Annotated in this window: 22 protein-coding genes; 13 read left to right on the top strand and 9 right to left on the bottom strand. The window is 40.0% G+C overall.

The genetic code is table 11. From position 1 onward, the window contains the following. Positions 1–10: 10 nt before the first annotated feature. From WG954_RS10495 to WG954_RS10465, 7 genes are all read right to left on the bottom strand, one after another. Positions 11–1,231: an ABC transporter permease gene (locus WG954_RS10495; RefSeq protein ID WP_340436218.1), complete on the bottom strand. Its 1,221-nt coding sequence runs from the start codon at positions 1,229–1,231 to the stop codon at positions 11–13. A gap of 19 nt (positions 1,232–1,250) precedes the next feature. After that, a complete protein-coding gene (locus WG954_RS10490; RefSeq protein WP_340436215.1) occupies positions 1,251–2,429 on the bottom strand; it encodes a hypothetical protein in 1,179 nt (392 codons plus the stop codon). A gap of 408 nt (positions 2,430–2,837) precedes the next feature. After that, positions 2,838–3,101, bottom strand: coding sequence for a 2TM domain-containing protein (locus WG954_RS10485; RefSeq protein ID WP_340436213.1), 264 nt, complete (start codon positions 3,099–3,101; stop codon positions 2,838–2,840). A 208-nt stretch (positions 3,102–3,309) separates the two neighbouring features. Then, positions 3,310–3,837, bottom strand: a complete 528-nt coding sequence (locus WG954_RS10480; protein WP_340436210.1) for a GyrI-like domain-containing protein — start codon at positions 3,835–3,837, stop codon at positions 3,310–3,312. Positions 3,838–3,922: 85 nt separating this feature from the next. Next, the gene (locus WG954_RS10475; RefSeq protein ID WP_340436208.1) at positions 3,923–5,137 is read right to left on the bottom strand and encodes an ABC transporter permease; all 1,215 of its coding nucleotides are present in this window, start codon (positions 5,135–5,137) and stop codon (positions 3,923–3,925) included. Between the two features lie 151 nt (positions 5,138–5,288). Beyond that, positions 5,289–6,059: an outer membrane lipoprotein-sorting protein gene (locus WG954_RS10470; RefSeq protein WP_340436206.1), complete on the bottom strand. Its 771-nt coding sequence runs from the start codon at positions 6,057–6,059 to the stop codon at positions 5,289–5,291. Further along, positions 6,059–7,156 (bottom strand): baeRF3 domain-containing protein, encoded by a 1,098-nt coding sequence (locus WG954_RS10465; RefSeq protein WP_340436204.1) that lies wholly within the window; start codon positions 7,154–7,156, stop codon positions 6,059–6,061. The genes WG954_RS10470 and WG954_RS10465 overlap by 1 nt, the downstream gene beginning before the upstream one ends. A gap of 123 nt (positions 7,157–7,279) precedes the next feature. On the opposite strand from WG954_RS10465, the gene WG954_RS10460 reads away from it, so the two are divergent. The 6 genes from WG954_RS10460 to WG954_RS10435 all read left to right on the top strand — a co-directional run bounded on the left by WG954_RS10460 (position 7,280) and on the right by WG954_RS10435 (position 12,041). After that, entirely contained in the window at positions 7,280–8,314 is a 1,035-nt protein-coding gene (locus WG954_RS10460; protein WP_340436202.1) for a helix-hairpin-helix domain-containing protein, read from the top strand. 81 nt (positions 8,315–8,395) lie between these two features. Continuing rightward, positions 8,396–9,217: a universal stress protein gene (locus WG954_RS10455; protein ID WP_340436200.1), complete on the top strand. Its 822-nt coding sequence runs from the start codon at positions 8,396–8,398 to the stop codon at positions 9,215–9,217. Between the two features lie 256 nt (positions 9,218–9,473). Beyond that, positions 9,474–9,689, top strand: coding sequence for a YgaP family membrane protein (locus WG954_RS10450; RefSeq protein ID WP_340429264.1), 216 nt, complete (start codon positions 9,474–9,476; stop codon positions 9,687–9,689). A gap of 74 nt (positions 9,690–9,763) precedes the next feature. Then, entirely contained in the window at positions 9,764–9,934 is a 171-nt protein-coding gene (locus WG954_RS10445; protein WP_340436199.1) for a hypothetical protein, read from the top strand. Then, positions 9,931–11,022 (top strand): DUF6544 family protein, encoded by a 1,092-nt coding sequence (locus tag WG954_RS10440; protein ID WP_340436197.1) that lies wholly within the window; start codon positions 9,931–9,933, stop codon positions 11,020–11,022. Before WG954_RS10445 ends, WG954_RS10440 begins: the two co-directional genes overlap by 4 nt. 8 nt (positions 11,023–11,030) lie before the next feature. Continuing rightward, on the top strand, positions 11,031–12,041 hold the full coding sequence (locus WG954_RS10435; RefSeq protein WP_340436196.1) for a metal-dependent hydrolase: 1,011 nt from the start codon (positions 11,031–11,033) through the stop codon (positions 12,039–12,041). Here WG954_RS10435 and WG954_RS10430 read toward each other — a convergent pair. Then, positions 12,038–13,219, bottom strand: a complete 1,182-nt coding sequence (locus WG954_RS10430) for a phospholipase D-like domain-containing protein (protein ID WP_340436194.1) — start codon at positions 13,217–13,219, stop codon at positions 12,038–12,040. The two genes, WG954_RS10435 and WG954_RS10430, sit on opposite strands and share 4 nt — an antisense overlap. A 16-nt stretch (positions 13,220–13,235) precedes the next feature. Continuing rightward, entirely contained in the window at positions 13,236–13,685 is a 450-nt protein-coding gene (locus WG954_RS10425; RefSeq protein WP_340436193.1) for a pyridoxamine 5'-phosphate oxidase family protein, read from the bottom strand. A gap of 132 nt (positions 13,686–13,817) precedes the next feature. Here WG954_RS10425 and trxA point away from each other — a divergent pair, with 132 nt between their 5' ends. From trxA to WG954_RS10390, 7 genes are all read left to right on the top strand, one after another. Next, positions 13,818–14,117, top strand: a complete 300-nt coding sequence (trxA, locus tag WG954_RS10420) for a thioredoxin (RefSeq protein WP_340436191.1) — start codon at positions 13,818–13,820, stop codon at positions 14,115–14,117. An 80-nt stretch (positions 14,118–14,197) separates the two neighbouring features. Continuing rightward, positions 14,198–15,856 (top strand): Na/Pi cotransporter family protein, encoded by a 1,659-nt coding sequence (locus tag WG954_RS10415; RefSeq protein ID WP_340436189.1) that lies wholly within the window; start codon positions 14,198–14,200, stop codon positions 15,854–15,856. Positions 15,857–15,946: 90 nt separating this feature from the next. After that, on the top strand, positions 15,947–16,399 hold the full coding sequence (locus WG954_RS10410) for a pyridoxamine 5'-phosphate oxidase family protein (protein ID WP_340436187.1): 453 nt from the start codon (positions 15,947–15,949) through the stop codon (positions 16,397–16,399). Positions 16,400–16,502: 103 nt separating this feature from the next. Next, entirely contained in the window at positions 16,503–16,727 is a 225-nt protein-coding gene (locus WG954_RS10405; RefSeq protein ID WP_340436186.1) for a YtxH domain-containing protein, read from the top strand. Between the two features lie 17 nt (positions 16,728–16,744). After that, positions 16,745–17,110, top strand: coding sequence for a phage holin family protein (locus WG954_RS10400; RefSeq protein WP_340436185.1), 366 nt, complete (start codon positions 16,745–16,747; stop codon positions 17,108–17,110). Then, complete coding sequence (locus tag WG954_RS10395; RefSeq protein ID WP_340436183.1) at positions 17,085–17,393, top strand: hypothetical protein; 309 nt, start codon at positions 17,085–17,087, stop codon at positions 17,391–17,393. Before WG954_RS10400 ends, WG954_RS10395 begins: the two co-directional genes overlap by 26 nt. A gap of 317 nt (positions 17,394–17,710) precedes the next feature. Further along, positions 17,711–18,157, top strand: coding sequence for an Hsp20/alpha crystallin family protein (locus WG954_RS10390; RefSeq protein WP_340436181.1), 447 nt, complete (start codon positions 17,711–17,713; stop codon positions 18,155–18,157). The last annotated feature ends 9 nt before the right edge of the window (positions 18,158–18,166 follow it).

The following is an 18,166-nucleotide window of genomic DNA, read 5'->3' as shown; positions in this document are numbered from 1 at the left end:
TGAAGGGAATTCAGCGCATGCCTCTCAATGCTTCCACCGGCTGCAGCTTCAAAGCTTTTATTGCCGGGAACAAACAAGATAGCAGTGCGGTGCAGCAAACAATCAATAATACACCCGCAAGCTTATCCGATGGGAACTCCGGAAAAATCAATGTGCTGTAACCAAAACTGCTCATCATTTCCCTTCCCATACCGCTCATATCCAACCCATGTTTATTGAAATAGTTGATAACTAGCCAGCCAATTAAAACACCAACAGGTGCTCCTGCCAGTGTAAGAAAAACGGTTTCTGATAACACCAGCAGAAACATTTTAATCTTACTGGTTCCCAGCGCTACCATCATTCCAATTTCTTTGGTGCGTTCCAGTATTGCCATCAGCATGGTATTAATAATGCCAAATGCCAACGCAAACATGATGATGGTCATAAGTATGTATGAAAGCTGATCGGTAGTTTGTACCATTAAATCTGTTTCAGGTGAAATTTCTTTCCATGATTCAATTTTATAATTACTGAACTGTTGCTGCATTTGTTGCTGCAGCAATGGAACATCCTCATCCCTGTTAAGCAATACAACAATTTCATGAAAGGTATTACCTGTAGTGAGCAGTTCGTTCATCGAATGAATGTTGATATATACATTCCGTTCATCCAGCGGTGCATTGTTGCTTTCATACACAGCAACTACACGAAAAGCGGCGGAAACGATCGTGCCGGATGAGTCTGTAAACGTAAGCACCAACTTCGATCCTGTTTTCAGTTTCATTTTCTTCGCCAGCTTTTTCCCAATCATCACCTCACTCTTCTTTGTACTGTCAAATAATTTCCCATCCATTATTTTAGCTTTCAGTTGAGATGCATTGTATTCATCCTGTGGCTCTACACCGTTAATCTGTACACCTGCGCTTCCTGTTGCAGTGGCCAGCATTCCGTTGGTTATGCTTCTGGGCGCTGCAAATTTTACACCTGGCATGCTGCGGATTTTTTTTAAAATCCCCAAACCATTGCTGATAACAAATGCAGGTTCGTAATCTTTTTTAAAATTGGAATCGTGTACTTGCAAATGGCCAACTTCGGCATCAATTACCGTACGCACACGGCTCCGCATCATGCCTTTGTACAACGACAGCACACCGATTCCTGCAAATAAGCCCAATGCAATGGAGAGCATAATGACAATGCTCCGCATTTTATTGCGCCAGATGTTTCGCCATGCCATAATCAAAATCATACGTTTGTTTTATACCTATTTATCTAACAATTATGGCTGCCTTTTTTCGCCATGATATATTCAAGAGGATACTTCCAAACGTTGCACACACCAGGAAGAGCATAATCAACCATCCTGCAAACGGCACAAGGGTTACTAATTTTAGCAGAATGAAGATGCCCCACGCTGCAAATACCATTCTCCAGAAATTCCAGTTGTAATTATTCCGGTTATTCATCCAGTTTGCAAGCAGTACCGATGTAATTACTGAAGCCAGTAGTAACAAAATGAAATAACCAACGATCAATAAAAATCCTACCGGAAGGCCTACCACTGTTACAAAAGCAATTATTGCAAGAACCGGAACTGCAATAAAATACAGGAACCCAATACCCAATGATTTTAATGTGTTGTTGAAAAAAGTATCAGCAGCTTTTTTCATAAGAGCAGAAAATAAATACTGAACAATTACAATCATCAGCAAAGCCATACTCAGCCACCACAGCAAAGCCAAAATTGTTGCTGCACCCAGGTAATACCATTCGCCGGTACGGATACGAAGTGAAGGATCGTAAGTAGCCTTACTGTTCTTAAGTGACTGTTTAAAATCAATTGAACCTTGTTTATTCCAGTAACGAACATCATTGGTGAATACTGCATCATTACCGATCTTAATATTCGGCGCAGCCAAAGTTGATTTGCCGTTAACAGTTCCGTTCACTGTAATTTTTCCGCCACGACAATCAATATCTTTTAACAGGGTGCCATTTAAATATAGTTCCCCGAAAGCACCTTTCACCATACCATTTACAATTCCGTCTATAGTCATTTTACCTCCGCTTGCCAATAAACCGCCTATGCTGACAGCTCTATCAATAATAACCGTACCACCGGTTATCACCACATCACCAGCTACATTTTTGCTGATACGCAGGTTTCCACCTGCACAACGAAGATCATCTCCTGCATAACCATTAAACGTAACTTCTCCGCCGATAAGCAGTATATCGTTTGTAACCGTATCATTGATAATAATGGTGCCCCCTGCAATTACCAAATCACCATGTACCGGAGCATTAATATTGACGGTGCCTCCCGCAATGTATACATCTTCATAAACCGGCTTACTGATGGAGACATTATTGCCATACACAATTTGCTGAGCTGAGGCTGCAATAAAGCAACCCAACACTACTGTTAAAAGAAAAGTCTTTTTCATAATGAATCATTTTAATCATAAAATTCATCTGTGTCTGTTTACTAATAAATGATAGAGAGCCTGAAGGTTTGTGCCTGGAATTCTGCGATTCTTCATTACTATCCGACTTGGATTTATCAGTAATCATTTTCATGAGAAGGACTTCATACTTTTTCCGTTATAGGAGTGCGATAGTCTGCAGTCGGGCTACTATCACAAACATCAAGGCAGGTATCATGCAATTGCAATGTTTATGATACGATAACATGATCAGGGGCAATTGCAGTCTGGTAGTAAATAAATCTGAAACCCTACATCGAAATCTATTTTCCTGAGCGGTTCAACTACATCGAACAGCTAGTAAACAACTAACTACTTTCCCGTACTTCAGTGGAATGGTGAAAAAAATATCTGATTTACTTCCGTTTGTTATTGTACATGATGCTTTTTTAACTTCTCATATTCCTTCTTTGCTGTATCATTAAATTTATAAACGGCTAAATAATTAAACACTACCCCAACTCCCCAGCCCATTGTTGGCCATATGGGCCATGGATGCGTGCCAATACCTGCTGTAACCAGCCATATAATCCACAGCATACCATTTATGATTACAAAGCTGATCAGGTGTGTTTTAAAATCAGCCCTTGCTTTTGCCTGCTGCCATAATTCGGCATCTCTTTCTTCTTTCATGACTGACATTTTCTTGAATTAATAAATTTATTTTTCGGTTTCAAAACAACCACATTTAGTAAGAGTTTGTAATGCTTTGTATCAAGCCCAGCTGTGATTCTGATCATTTACATCATATCAAATTTTCGTGTGAACCGTTTTCGCTTAATTGATGCACTTTCATTTTTGAACTGTACATTTAAACTGATGTCGCTCTCTTTACTCTTGCCTACTTGATCAATTGATAAACATCCGTCAGCAATTCATATTTGTCTTTTACTGTTGCAGGGTCATTTAAATACACTTCCATTGGTGGTCCGGCCCTTTGTTTATTATTCTTCTTTAGCCATTCTTCTATTTGCAGATAAGCTTTTTCAATTTGTTCATACGGTCCTTTGAAATGCACAACAACAGCATCGCCGCCTTCAATGGTTTTAAATTGTACTGCACCGGTTAATTGATCAGGTTCCCGATCAACTTCTACTGCCACATCAAAAATAAAAGGTGGAGCAGCTGTATGATAGATACCCATTATTCTGCCTGGTTTTAATTGCTGCTGCCCGATCAATGAAAACAATAATCCATAGTCTTTCCCCATCTTTACCGGAAAGCTGTCGGCTGTTACAACCGAATCAATAATGTAAACCACTTTCATGGGTTGCAGGGTAACTCTTGAAATTCCCTGTGCATTTACAATGCTGCCTGCTACTGATAAAACAGTGAATAAGAGCATACCATTTTTAATTTTCTTTTTCATGATTAGTTGTCTTTAATTTCTATCATACAATACCCGAAGGCTACTTACATTGGCACTTATTTCCTCCTCCGTTTATTTCATATAATCATTTCTTCATAGCAGTAACCGGATTTATACGCATTGCTTTATACATCGGGTACAACGATAAAACCAAACCAATGACGAGAACAATAATTCCCTGCCTTATAAAATTGGATGCATCAAGCGATGTTGGAAATATGGGTTCAAACCCAAAGCGCTCATAGGTAGCTGCAGTTTCTCCGCCAATCGTTATTGGGTTCCGGTTGAAATAATACAGCAGCGGAATACTGGCAATAATGCCCAGCATACAGCCACCGAGAACCGTAAATACAGATTCCATTAACAACAACAGCATGAGTCTTATCTTTTTCATACCAATCGCAACCAGCATACCCATTTCAAATTTTCGTTCCACCATCATCACCAGCAGTGTACCAAAAATGCCAAAGCAGATGAGCATATACAATACACCTTGTACATATTTGGCATTGTTGGTATCGGTTTCAATATGTTGTTTAATGTCGGGAATAAGCTCTCCCCAGCTGAGCACTTCATAGTTATTCCCGAGCAGTTGGTTTACATCTACTGCAGTTGATTCTGCTGATTTTGTATTATGCAGCAAAAGAATATAAGATGTGAGCATACCGTATGCACTGTAAAATTCCTGTGCGGTTGACAACGGCATAAACAATACTTTATCATTCAAGTCGGGCGAACCGAAGTGTAATAAACCCTTAATATGAAATTTACCTGCAGCAGTACTACCATGATAACCCTGGCCAATAAGTACAAGCGTATCATGCAATTTTAATTGCAGGCGTTTCGCCAGCCCTTCTGCCAACAGTATACTGTTATCATTTTTGTTTAAATAAGTACCGGCAGTGACTTTATCTTTAAGTAAAGTGATTTGATTTTCTTTTTCAGGTTCAATACCCACTACCATACAGCCTTTGGTAATGCTCTCAGATGATGCCAGAGCAAAAGATTCTAACCGGGCTGTTATGCCTTTTACATTTTTGTCCTGTAAAATGGTTTGTTCTGTTTCAGGAGATGCCGCAAAACTATTATCCAATATTTGTTCATCGTTGTAACCAGCTTTATGTACCTGCACATAACCTGTATAAAAACTTACTACATTTTTTACAAGATTATCAAAAATACCATCCCGAAGGCTGCTGGTACTAACCGATAATATTACAGCAAAGAAGATCGACGCCATTGTAATAATGGTGCGGTTGCGGTTACGCCACATATTTTTCCAGGCGAGCTTTAACAGCATAAGCATCTATTTTTCTAACCACGTCCAATAAACGGATAGAGCATATTCAGTTGACTCTGTTCTTCTGCTGTTTTGCATAAGGTCGCCAGTTATTATAATCCTGAAAAGTCGCTTGTTCTGTTGGCTGCATTTATTAATTCGCAAAAACGTATTATGAAACAACTTTCATTTTTTCTGTTGTAAAAAATCCATCGTTGATTGGACGGTCATACTGTACCGAACGATAGATCATTTCGGTTTTATGATTTCGTTTATCTGCAGGAATCATTTCAAACCGTGTAGGAATCAGTCGTCCATCCATCAGTTTTACATCATAACCATTCATACTATTAATGAGTACTCCCTCTTCGTCATAAAAGCGGGTATGAAGTTCAATAAAATCTGTTTTGTCAATACATACAATCAGCTTGCCCCATACCACAGCCGCTTCTGCTTTCGGAATCATTTGAATAATATAACAATTGCGGCTGCCAATGACTGTATCACCAATAAGTGAGTGATCATAATCCTTTAATACAGAAGATTCTTTTACCAGGTCATCGTTGGTAAAATCAGTGCCCATCCAACTTTGGCTCATCATAGAAGGTGGAAGTTTAATAATGCGTTCAAGCGAAGGCATCCAGTTCCACACTTCCTTTTTGCGTTTCAGAAATACAATGCCTTTATCTTTTGCAGGCGATTGAACAAGAATCAGCGAATAATCTGTTCCTTTTGTCCATGCTTTTACATCCATGGTTCTGCTCCAGGAAGGGCGCACTGTTTTTATGGTGATCTCTACAATTGAAGTATTGCCTCTCATCCTGGAATCAGCCTTTTGTACAATTTCCTTTGCGGTTTGCCCAAAAAGGAAAAATGGAAGCAGAAACCATAATAATAACGGCAACTGCTTCCATATAAATTTTCGATGTACAATATTGTTCATCAGTAATAATTGATCAGCACAATATGCTCATACTGCTGTAATAATCCTTCATCTACAAATTCAACATCACCACCATTATCCAGCACACGTTCTATTACATCATCCACTGCATCTTTAATATAGGAGAACCGGTTGTACGGCTCCTCGAGTTTTTCAATTACATCAGCAGTTGAACTTCGTTGTGCAGGAAACATGTAATTTTTCTCTACCACCAGCAACTGTCCCTTCTTATGTGAAGTATCGTGCCAAACAGCTTTCATGCCGATAGCCAGTTTCTTTTTGCCTGCGGCCTCCTCGATGTGGTTGAGCAGATCTTTTTCTTTCACTTTCTTCCAATCGTTGATATATGGCTGCAATATTTCCTTCAGCTGCGCAGGCGAACTCTCCTCATAATTACCATGTATGATTTCCACAATAGCTTTTTCATGTCGTGTGATCTGTTTGAAATGCCCCAGTATTCGATCGGTACCCATTACAAACAAAGGCAGCTGATAAGCATTCAAAACAATATCAAGTGAATGATCAATGTGATAAAGAAATTTCTTCATCATGATCTCTCGGCGGTCTGAGACATCGGAGAAATTAGCAACTCTTTCAGGTGCTTCATTTACATAAGCATCAATATGTTCAGGTCTGTCCGAAATGATGCGTACAAGGTCACCACTGTTACCTAAGTACATCCTGCTTTCCTTTCCACTCAGCAATAACAAAAGATATTTGTGTAATTGTTTTTTGCTGAACACAAGATCTCTTATCTCAAATGATTCATCAATAATGATCTTTTCTTCAACTGGCACATCCAGGTACAATACTTTTTCAAAAACAGGTGAAACAAACAAAGCAATACTTTTCTTATGCGTATTGAAATTTAAATTTTTAATAAGGGTATTGAGCTTTGCCAGAACAAGCGACGACATTTCACCAGGATATTCGGCCTGCAACTCATCCTCCACTTTCTTTACTGCTGTTTTCAGCAAATACATTAACTCGGTTTTCAAACTCATTTTCGGCTCAAACGGGAGAATGATTGAAATGGAAGGTCTGTAATGCAGTGCTCCCATTACCTCTCGTATTTCAAGTGCAATGTTTGCATTCATATCGCTTGATTTTAGAGATGTAAGCTATTTCATTTCATCATGAAAATAAATGACTTCCATCACATCTTTCTTTGATGCTACTCATAAAAGACTAATAAAAGATGGCGGTCCTTTACACAGCACATGAAACATCCGGCAAATAATATCAGTCTTTCAAAAATTTTTCACAGCATGGCCGATTGCTACAGTTATCTGGGAGCAACTGAGCGCTTTCGTGCGATTGCCTATGAAAACGCTGCGAAAATGCTGTTTAACATGAGTGAAGACATTTCGTTGTATAAAGATGTGAAGACGCTTGATGAACTGGGAGGCATTGGCGAAAGTATTGCTACAAAAATTCTGGAGTACTTGCATACCGGAAAAATAAAAACTTATGAACAACTCAAAAAGAAAGTACCGTTTGAATTACTGGAGCTGATGAATATCACTGGTTTTGGTCCGGCCACTTTGCGAACTTTGCATAAGCAACTGCATATAAATACGAAAGAAGACCTGATAGATGCATTGCTGCATAACCGCCTGAGCAAACTGAAAGGCTTTGGACCTAAAAAGATCAGCAATATGATGCAGGCGCTGAAACTGGAGAAAGAAAATAAACAACGGCTGGCACTTGCTGATGCAGAAAAGATTGGCAACAAACTACTGGCTTTGGTGAAAACATTCCCCGGTGTACAACATGCAGAACTGGCAGGCAGTTTGAGGAGAAGAAAAGAAACGATTGGCGATATTGACCTGATCATTACAGCCAACGAAAAAGACCGGAAAAAGATCATCAGCAAATTCACAAGTATCCCTGGAATTGAAAAAATAATAGCAGCAGGGCGCACCAAAGCAAGCATCGTATTAAAAGAGCAGCAGGTACAGGTGGATGTGCGTATAGTCAGTAATCATGAATTTGGAGCGGCCATGCTGTATTTCACCGGTTCAAAAGAACACAACATTAAACTCCGCAGCATTGCAAAAGAGCGTGGCTTCAAAATAAATGAATACGGCATTTTCAATGAACAGGATGAGTGGCTGGCCGGAGAAACAGAAGAAGAGATGTACAGGTTTTTGGGGATGAACTATATCCCGCCGGAAAAGCGGCTCAACAAAGGCGAGATTGAACAGGCCATGAGTAAAAAAAGGGACGAAATATTAAATAAAAAACATTTATGATCCGAATCAGCCCCCCGGCTATTGCGTGTCATTCTTTATAGTTCGCTTGTAATTGATCTTTAACCTTCAAAATCATTCATCATGAAAAAGATTCTGCTGGCATTCGACGGAACTCATTTTTCAAACGGTGCATTTCAATTTGCCCGTCAACTGAATGAGTTGGAACCTGCTTTAGTAACCGGCGCCTTTTTGCCACAGGCACAAGCCGCCAACTTATGGAGCTATGCCGATGGCATGAGCGGCCCTATGTTTGTTCCTTTAGTAGAAGAACGTAATACGGAAGTGATGAAAGCAAACATGGAAAAGTTTGAAACACTCTGCCGTAAAAACGGGATGGAATACCGTGTGCATGAAGACCTGTATGATTTTGCGCTGCCTGAACTGAAGGCTGAAACAAGATTTGCTGATGTATTGGTGATAGGCAGTGAAGTGTTTTATGAAAATCTTGGTGGGAAATTGAATGAGTATCTACAGGATGTGTTGCATCGTTCAGAATGCCCTGTTGTAGTAGTGCCGGAGAAATATGATTTTCCGAAAACAAACATTCTTTGTTACGATGGCAGTGAATCATCAGTTTATGCCATTAAACAATTTGCATACCTGTTTCCTGAATTAACAAAACATCCCACTTTACTGGTATATGTCCATGAAGACGGGAAGAATGAATTTCCACAGCAGGTAAATATTGAAGAACTCGTTACCAGACATTTCAGCGATCTCACATTAATGAAGCTTGATATGAGGCCTGAGAAGTATTTCAGCACATGGATAAATAACCGTGAAAGTGCTTTGGTGGTATCCGGTGCATTTGGACGTTCTGCTATTTCACAACTCATCCGCAAAAGTTTAGTGCGGGAGGTGATTGCAGAACATAAGTTACCCGTATTTATCGCACACAGATAGATAGCAATTTGGTTGGTGATTGTTTCGGGGCCGATATCCATCGGCCCCTCTCTTTTATTATACCGATCATGATCACGATCATTGATTGCTGCAATCAGCATCATACAGTACCACATAGCCAATAAGTAGGTTTACAGCAGTATGGCAATTAACAAAAAGACTATCGCAAAACTGCTGCTCATGTGTTTATTATGCGTAGGATTTGCTGTTGCAATTGCCTTGCTGATAGAATTTTTTCAATCATAAAACACATCATATGAAAAAGAACATGGGAAATGCCGATCGTATCATTCGTCTTTGTATAGCAGGTATACTTGCTTTGCTTTGGTTTCAGAATATTGTAACCGGCACTTGGGGCATTGTGGCACTGGTTGTTGCGGCTGTATTTGTACTTACAAGTCTTGTAAGCTTTTGTCCATTGTACGCAATATTTGGCATCAGCAGTTGCCCGGCAAAGAAAACAAGCGCCTAACAAAAACGAGAAATCACCGATATTCTATTCATCACACATCCAATTCAATTGAACTGGATGTTATACTTATTTCTATGAAGCTTAATAAAGAATGGCATATTCATCATCTAATGCCAAAAAACCCAACATTAGAGGAGCGCATTGCATGGCATATTGAACACGCAAAACATTGCAGCTGCAGAGAAATGCCCGATAAGATAAAAGAAGAAATAAAGAAGCGAAAGAACAAAACAACTTCAGCATGAAATACCTTTTTCCCCTACTCCTGTTTGTGCATGGCCTTATTCACCTGATGGGTTTTACCAATGGATTTGGCTTCAGTAAACTGCCTGCACTTACAAAATTTATTTCTAAACCAACAGCGCTGTTATGGCTTTTTACAACCATCCTTTTATCAACAACTGCTGTTTATTATTTTCTGAAAAAAGAAAACTGGGCTCTGATTGCTGTTGCTGCTGTTATCGTTTCTCAATTGCTCATTGTGTGGTACTGGAAAGATGCGAAGATGGGAACAGCAGCCAACTTCATCATCTTACTGGTTACTGTTCCTGCATTGGGCGAATGGCAATTCAACCGCATGTACAAAAAAGAAGTACAGCAATTACTTTCACAACCAATAAACAAATCAGCAAGTGCAATTACAAATCAACAGCTTCAATCGCTACCACCTGTAGTTCAAAAATGGTTACGGGCCAGCGGCGTAGTTGGCCGACCGGCAATTAAACAGGTGTATCTGCAACAACGAGGTGAAATGAAAAATACACCCGATGGAAAATGGATACCATTTGAAGCGGAACAATATTTCACAATTGATCCTCCCTCTTTTTCATGGAAAACAACAATTCGTCCTTCGGTTTTTTTATTCATAACCGGCAGAGACAAGTATGAACAAGGCAAAGGGAACATGCTCATTAAAGCTTACGGGCTTTTTACCATTGCAGACAGCAAAGGTTCGGAAACAGACCAGGGAGCTTTGATACGCTATCTTGCCGAAACCTGTTGGTTCCCTACTGCAGCACTCAGTGAGTATATAAAATGGGAAACGATTGATGATAATACTGCAAAAGCAACGATGAGTTATGGAGGCATAACAGCATCGGGTGTATTCCGTTTCAACTCAAATGGCGACGTGGAAGAATTTGAGGCCGACCGTTATTATATCAACAACAATCATTCATCAATCGAAAAATGGCAGGTTACTTGCATTGATCACAAAACCATGAACGGGATAAGGATACCGGTAAAAAATAATGTGACCTGGAAATTGAAAGAAGGAGATTTCAAATGGCTTGAACTTGAAATTACCAACATTCAGTTTACTTTCACAGCATAATCAGCTGTATGGATTCAATTACGCACATTGCCTTGGGTGCCTGCATTGGCGAAGCATTTTTTGAAAAAGGCTTTGGTAAAAAGGCGATGCTTTGGGGTGCCTTGGCACAAAGTATTCCTGATATAGATTTTGTTGCATCTTTCTGGATGGGTACTGCTGATGACCTGTTGGCACATCGGGGATTTACACATTCACTTTTGTTTGCTATACTCATTGTGCCCATTATGGCACTCATTGCTGAAAGGGTTCACCGTCCGCATGATATCTCCTATAAAAAATGGGCCTTGTTTTTTTTGGTAGAGGTATTAATGCACCTCTTCCTCGATGCTTTCAATAATTATGGTATTGGCTGGCTGGTTCCTTTTAACGATCACCGGTTTTCATTTAATACGTTGTATGTAGCCGATATTTTCTTTTCTATATGGCCGGGTATTGCATTTGTTGTGTTACTGATCCTGAATCGTTTTCATCCGCTGCGTACATTATGGTGGAGGATCGGCATTTTTATACCATTTCTCTATCTCACTTATTGCAGCTATAACAAATTCAGCATTGACAGGGAAGTGAAAAAAATAATGGTGGCCCAGAATATCCCGCATCAACGATATTTCACCACCCCAACACCACTTAACAACTGGCTTTGGTATGTGGTGGCGGGTAACGACAGTGGTTATTACATCGGCTATCGTTCCGTATTTGATCAAAACCCCGGAATGGATTTTAATTTCTTCCCCCGCAACGATTCGTTATTAAATCCTGTTGATCAATTTGAGGATATGCAAAAACTCGTTCGCTTCTCACAGCAATTCTACACGTTAGAAAAATGGGGCGATACCCTGGTGTTCAATGATCTTCGTTTTGGACAAATACTTGGCTGGCACAATCCAAAAGAAAAATTTGTGTTTCACTATTTTCTGCAATATCCAAATGAAAATAAATTAGTGGTGCAGCGTGGCCGTTTCACCGGCTGGAATAAACAGGAAATAAATATTCTTCTGAGGCGAATGCGGGGAAATTAATCCCGTTGTTTAAAATAAAACGTAAAGAGGAAAAAGATAAGCCTAATTATTTCGTAACAAATCCGTTGCCATAACCTTTTGATAAATGTGTTATGGCGCTCAAATTCCTTTTCCGTTATACGGATACAATCGTTTTGCATGATCTCTTCAAGGGTTCGTTCCACATTTTCAGCAAACCGGTTGTTCTGAATATCAATATTCAACTCAATACTGGCATAGGCGCTGATGTTATTTACGTTGTAAGAACCAACAGTTACAAACTTTGAATCGTAGGTACTTAGTTTTCCATGCAATACATTGGGTTGATATTCGTATAACTCAATACCATTTTTAAACATCCAGCGATAGAGATAGCGTTCCGCATGCTTCACCATAGATATATCGCTGATGCCGGCTGCTATCACTTTAATTTTTATTCCACGTCTTGCAGTCAACGTCATGTTACGACGGAATGCACGGCCAGGTAAAAAGTAACTCGACATGATGCAGATGTGCGAACTTGCTTTCCGAAACATTTCAAGATAAGTTCGGCTGATCTGGTTCTTGCGGCGCACCCAATCATTACGCCTCACCCTTACCAAACATTCTTCGCCACGTAAATGGAACGATGCTTCAGTTTTCAGCAGCTGATCTTTCTTTTTTCCCCAACCCGATTTATTCCACACTTCCACACAAAGATTGTAAAGCTCTGCACTCACTTCGCCATGGCTGTATAATGCCCAATCGAGCCAAGCCGGCTTATCGGGCATATCATTATACCGGTTTGAAATATTTACACCACCCACCAGGCTATGCACAGCATCAACCACCACAATTTTATGATGCATCCTCCGCCCAAAATAAAAATACCGGCTTCTTATAACCGGTTCAAACCAACGGAACTCAACACCACTCGCCTTTAGCTGCGCAATAAACTCGTCGGGTAAATTTTGAGATGCATATCCATCCAGTAAAAGGTAAACCTTCACCCCTCTTTCTGCAGCTTTCATTAAAGCTGCCGCAACCTGGGTACCTGTTTCATCATCTCCAAAAATATAGATCTGTAAATGAACACTGTGCTTTGCATCTTCTAATAAACGGAAGAGGATAGAAAAAAAATCTCGCCCACCTCTAACCAGTTGTACCTGGTTATGTGTGCTATAAGCAGATGAAACGGGAAATTGTTTGCCTGTCGACATTCATGGCAAATTACTATTATCTTTTTTCAAACCTTCCTGTTTTTTCAGCAATTGTAATTCTATACATCACCCGCTTAATACGGTTACTGTCATCAAGCTCCGTTACAACTTCATGCTGCTCACCATCAATCGTTGCACTCGTCATCATTGGGAATACACGGTTTTTCAGAATAGCACGGGCATTTTCTGCTTCGTTGTCTTTTAGCTCTTCAAAAGTTCCTCTCACAATCACACTTTGCCAATTGGCCATGTTGGTCATGGTATCCACTTCAAAACAGACATTAGGATTACTGCGCAACAAACTCAACTTCATACCTTCATTCGTTTGACCGTAAATATAATTACCGTCAAACGCATATGTAACAGGAACAAGATATGGCTGAACTGAATCTGTGCAGGCAAGCCGCCCCACAACCTGGCTTCCAAGCAGGTTGTTCATTTGTTGTTCATTCAATTGTCCAAGCATGGCAGATCTATGAAAAAGTGAAATTGTAATTTAAAACTACAGATACACATAGGCAAGGTTGATGATATGCATCAACCACATTGTTGACTGTTCTCATAGTAATCATTATTATAAAAAAGTAGCTTTGGTTACATGAGCAACTTTGAGTCACATATATACGGAAGTAAGCCGGTGGTTGTTGATTTTTTTGCAGAATGGTGTGGACCATGCAAATTAATGACACCGGTGCTGCAGCAGGTAAAACAAGCTGCGGGCGACCGTGTGACGGTTCTTAAGATGGATATCGACAAGAATCCGGGTTTTACTCATCGCTACGGTGTACAGGCAGTGCCAACACTTATCATCTTTAAAGATGGCCAGATCATCTGGCGGAAAAGCGGCGTGGTTCCTGCCCATGAAATTCTACAGTACCTGAATACGGTGATGAGCTGAATTACTTTCGAACCAAGTTGTGCTTGCCGGGCCTCGTGCCCGGCTTTTTTTGCAGCAAATATTTATTAACTTGATTGTTCATGGACGGATCGTTCGATATATGGAAAATACTTGCAGGCGTCGCCATTTTTCTTTTAGGAATGAATATGCTGGAAGAAGCATTGCAACAACTGGCGGGCCGGCCGTTTAAATTATTTCTGCGAAAACATACCCAGCATAAATTAAAAGCAATTGGTGCAGGTGCTGTTGTTACTGCATTGCTGCAAAGCAGCAGTATTGTAAACCTGATGTTACTTGCATTTGTAGGCAGTGGAATTATTCAAATGCAAAATGGCCTTGCCATGGTGTTGGGAAGTAACATTGGCACTACGTTCACGAGCTGGATCGTTGCAACAATTGGTTTTGAATTCAACATCGAAAATTTTGCGTTGCCGGTAACCGGTGTTGCCGGTATTTTAATGATCCTGCTGAACAAACACAGCAAATGGTTTCAGCTGAGTAAATTCTTTTTGGGTTTCAGCTTTTTATTTGTTGGGTTGAATTTTATGAAAACGGCTGTTGAAGCCATGGTGCAACAAACCGATCTCAGTAGGTTTAATGATTACCCGGTGTTACTGTTTTTATTGATCGGTATTTTGATCACTGCACTAATACAGGCAAGCTCAGCCACTATCGCACTGGCATTGGCTGCATTGCACGCCCATGCAATTGAACTTGAACCTGCAATGGCGATTGTATTGGGTGCAGAAGTTGGTACTACTATTAAACTGTTACTTGCTTCTGCAAAGGGTATACCCGCAAAAAAGCAGGTAGCGTTGGGAAACTTTTTAATGAACACGATCATTTCGCTGTTGCTTGTATTTTTCCTGGGGCCAATTTCATTATTTATCAATGAAACCCTTGGTGTTAAAAATCATGTAGTTGCCTTGGTGGTGTTTCAAACACTGGTGAACATCATCAGCATTCTTCTCTTTTACCCATTCCTGAATCCGTTCGGTAAATTCTTAGCCGCCCGGTTTACCAAAGACAGTGATGAAACGTTATTCATCCACAAAATAAAACCCGCAGAAACAGAACTTGCATTACAGGCCATGCAAAAAGAAACTGCACATTTCCTGCAACTCATTATTGCCTATAGCAAACATATCTTTGAACTGGTGCCAGAGCAAAAGAACGGTAACGATTTTTATAAGAAAAAGCCGGAAGAGAAATACGAGTTCATCAAGCACCTGCATGGTGAAATACTTGAATTTTATGTAAAGATGCAATCAGATCATGCGCAGCCGGAAGAAGCTGCAAGATTTGAATTGCTTATTTCTTCGGTACGCAATGGAATGTATGCAGCCAAAAGTTTGAAAGATGCCTGGCATGATATGCTCATTCTCAAAAATTCATCGAACGATAAAAAATTTGCTTACTACGAAGAAAGCCGCAAACGCACTGATCATTTCATTTCAACCATTGGCCAGGTACTTGCGGCAAAAGAGCCGGGGCAATCAAATGCAGAGGCATTGATTACCCTCTATCGTGAGATCATCAAAGGTTATACTGAGGAACTGAGTCATCTGTACAAACAGGGTACCATCGATCACCTGAATGAAACAGAGATCTCCACCATCATAAATTACAACCGTGAATTGTATACCGCCTATAAATCGTTGATCATTGCAGTGAAAGATCTCCTACTTCCAGAAAAAGAAGCGGCGGCTTTTGAAGAGTTGCCCGGCTTCATCCGTTAGATGTGAGCAGCATCAAAACAAGTGCTGACAAACATCATCGTTCTTCTCAAGCTCATCAAATACATTTGATGCGCCGTTAATGAGTTTGCCATGCTTGGTTCATTAAGTACATCTGAAATTGAAGACCTGCTTTACCAATGCAACCTGGGCCGCATTGGCTGCAGCCACAATGGAAAAATATATGTAGTGCCGGTTAATTACATCTATGATGGCAGGTCTGTAATCGCACATTCAGTTGAAGGGTTGAAGATCCGCATTATGCGGAGCAACCCTTCTGTTTGCTTTGAAGTGGATGAAGTGCAGAATAATAAAAGCTGGAGGAGTGTAATAGCCCAGGGCGTTTACCAGGAAATAATTGGTGAGCGTGAACGCTATGATGCCATGAAATTATTTGTTGACAAAATGCTCAAACTAAAAGTGAGCACAACTGCACACCCGCCTGAATTACAACCAGAACGTTTACACGGTACACATGGAAGTGTAAAACCGGTGATCTATCGAATTATACTTACAGAAAAAACCGGTCGCTACGAAAAAGAATAGCCCACTCTCATCAGGAACCATGATGACCATCATTGTAACGGCCTTGTGGAAATACTATCTTAGAAACGTTAGATCAATTATTGTTCACCTATAAATTTTTCACATGAACACTTTAGCTAAGATTGCTATTGCAGCCGGGGCAGGTTTAGTTGCCGGAGGCGTATTGGGAGTTTTGTTTGCACCTGATAAAGGTGAGAACACCCGCAAAAAAATTGCTGACGGTGGGAAAAAACTCACAGACACTGTAAAAGAAAAAATGGGTAACCTGAAAGTTAACATCAAGGGCAAAACTGAATCTGTGAAAGAAGGAATGGAAGAATTTGCATAACCCCGAAACGGCAGAGCATGGAAGATACATTTGCCAAAGCAGAAGACCTGGCCGAACATGTAAAAGAGTATATCAATAACCGCATGGATGCGGTGAAGTTGAGTACAGCAGAAAAAAGTTCAAAACTTGCAGCAACTGTGATTGCGTCTGTTGTTGTAGCAATGTTCTTTATCACTTTTATGTTTTTCGCCAGTACTGCTTTGGCATTTGTTTTTTCACGACTCACCGGTGAACTATGGTTGGGATTTTTAATTGTTGCCGGTATTTACTTGTTGCTCGGCGCAGTTGTCTGGCTCTTGAGAGATCGTATTCTTCAACTGCCTATAATGAATGCATTGCTGCAGCAACTATTTACTGATGATGAAGAAGACGATGATGAATAAGATCAGATCCATAAAACAATTAAAAGCCCGGCAAAAAAAACTGGAGCAGCGAAAAACAGAATTGGAAAAAGCTATCCGTTACGATTGGCTGGATGTGAAAAACAGTATAAAACCAAAAAATGTTGCAGGCCAGGTGTTTGCACACATCTTTGATAAGGAGCAAAAAAATGAAGATTCCTCTTTAGCCAATACAATATCTCAATTGGCTGCAGTACTCACGAAAATTGCGGTGGAAAAAGCAGAAGAAAAAATGGCAGAATGGATGTCGCACAAAAAAAAGTAGCACAAAAATTGTGGTTCTCTTCAAAAAAAAGTGATTCTTTGGTGAGCAGCGCTTGGTAGAAAAAGATCGGGATTTATTTTACTGCAAGGATCATTTGTTTCTATTAATCGTTAACTCTTCAGAACGTATCATCAGATCATTTCTACTTACAGTGAATTGCTGAGTAATTTATTCTTGTTAAAATGAAAGGATACAACTCATTTTTTACTGACAACTCTCACCACAGCGTTTGACGCAGATTCTTGAATTCTGCTACTCAGAAAACTATCTTTAAACAAGTTAAAATTATTCACTCATCATAAAACAAGGAGGTGTATATGTCAACAAGAGCGATTTCAAAACCCGGCATGCTGCCAACAGTATTTAATGATTTCTTCAAACCATGGAATGAATGGTTTGATAATGGAGGTGCATTCACTGGCCAAACAATGACCATGCCTGCCGTTAACATTGTTGAAAGCAAAGAAGACTACAAAGTGTCTTTAGCTGTACCTGGTATGAAAAAAGAAGACTTCAATATTGATGTGGAAGGCAATATGCTAACCATCAGCTGTGAAAGGGAAGAAAACAGAGAGGAAAAAGAACATCAGTATACTCGCAAAGAATACAACTATTCTTCTTTCAGCCGCAGCTTTACTTTACCTGAAGAGGTAAACAAAGAAAAAATTGAAGCTAAATATGAAGAAGGTGTGTTGAAACTCATGCTTCCAAAAAAAGAGGAAGCCAAAAAGCTCGCAGCGGGCAAACATATCGCTGTAAAATAGTCTCACCGA

Source organism: Lacibacter sp. H375 (assembly GCF_037892425.1).
GTDB lineage: Bacteria > Bacteroidota > Bacteroidia > Chitinophagales > Chitinophagaceae > Lacibacter.
This window is presented reverse-complemented; position numbering and strand designations above follow the sequence as displayed.

Coding starts and splice junctions, on each gene's coding strand:
- WG954_RS10495 (WP_340436218.1), bottom strand. CDS start 1,231: ATGATTTTGATTATGGCATGGCGAAACATCTGGCGCAATAAAATGCGG.
- WG954_RS10490 (WP_340436215.1), bottom strand. CDS start 2,429: ATGAAAAAGACTTTTCTTTTAACAGTAGTGTTGGGTTGCTTTATTGCA.
- WG954_RS10485 (WP_340436213.1), bottom strand. CDS start 3,101: ATGAAAGAAGAAAGAGATGCCGAATTATGGCAGCAGGCAAAAGCAAGG.
- WG954_RS10480 (WP_340436210.1), bottom strand. CDS start 3,837: ATGAAAAAGAAAATTAAAAATGGTATGCTCTTATTCACTGTTTTATCA.
- WG954_RS10475 (WP_340436208.1), bottom strand. CDS start 5,137: ATGCTGTTAAAGCTCGCCTGGAAAAATATGTGGCGTAACCGCAACCGC.
- WG954_RS10470 (WP_340436206.1), bottom strand. CDS start 6,059: ATGAACAATATTGTACATCGAAAATTTATATGGAAGCAGTTGCCGTTA.
- WG954_RS10465 (WP_340436204.1), bottom strand. CDS start 7,156: ATGAATGCAAACATTGCACTTGAAATACGAGAGGTAATGGGAGCACTG.
- WG954_RS10460 (WP_340436202.1), top strand. CDS start 7,280: ATGAAACATCCGGCAAATAATATCAGTCTTTCAAAAATTTTTCACAGC.
- WG954_RS10455 (WP_340436200.1), top strand. CDS start 8,396: ATGAAAAAGATTCTGCTGGCATTCGACGGAACTCATTTTTCAAACGGT.
- WG954_RS10450 (WP_340429264.1), top strand. CDS start 9,474: ATGAAAAAGAACATGGGAAATGCCGATCGTATCATTCGTCTTTGTATA.
- WG954_RS10445 (WP_340436199.1), top strand. CDS start 9,764: ATGAAGCTTAATAAAGAATGGCATATTCATCATCTAATGCCAAAAAAC.
- WG954_RS10440 (WP_340436197.1), top strand. CDS start 9,931: ATGAAATACCTTTTTCCCCTACTCCTGTTTGTGCATGGCCTTATTCAC.
- WG954_RS10435 (WP_340436196.1), top strand. CDS start 11,031: ATGGATTCAATTACGCACATTGCCTTGGGTGCCTGCATTGGCGAAGCA.
- WG954_RS10430 (WP_340436194.1), bottom strand. CDS start 13,219: ATGTCGACAGGCAAACAATTTCCCGTTTCATCTGCTTATAGCACACAT.
- WG954_RS10425 (WP_340436193.1), bottom strand. CDS start 13,685: ATGCTTGGACAATTGAATGAACAACAAATGAACAACCTGCTTGGAAGC.
- trxA (WP_340436191.1), top strand. CDS start 13,818: ATGAGCAACTTTGAGTCACATATATACGGAAGTAAGCCGGTGGTTGTT.
- WG954_RS10415 (WP_340436189.1), top strand. CDS start 14,198: ATGGACGGATCGTTCGATATATGGAAAATACTTGCAGGCGTCGCCATT.
- WG954_RS10410 (WP_340436187.1), top strand. CDS start 15,947: ATGCTTGGTTCATTAAGTACATCTGAAATTGAAGACCTGCTTTACCAA.
- WG954_RS10405 (WP_340436186.1), top strand. CDS start 16,503: ATGAACACTTTAGCTAAGATTGCTATTGCAGCCGGGGCAGGTTTAGTT.
- WG954_RS10400 (WP_340436185.1), top strand. CDS start 16,745: ATGGAAGATACATTTGCCAAAGCAGAAGACCTGGCCGAACATGTAAAA.
- WG954_RS10395 (WP_340436183.1), top strand. CDS start 17,085: ATGATGAAGAAGACGATGATGAATAAGATCAGATCCATAAAACAATTA.
- WG954_RS10390 (WP_340436181.1), top strand. CDS start 17,711: ATGTCAACAAGAGCGATTTCAAAACCCGGCATGCTGCCAACAGTATTT.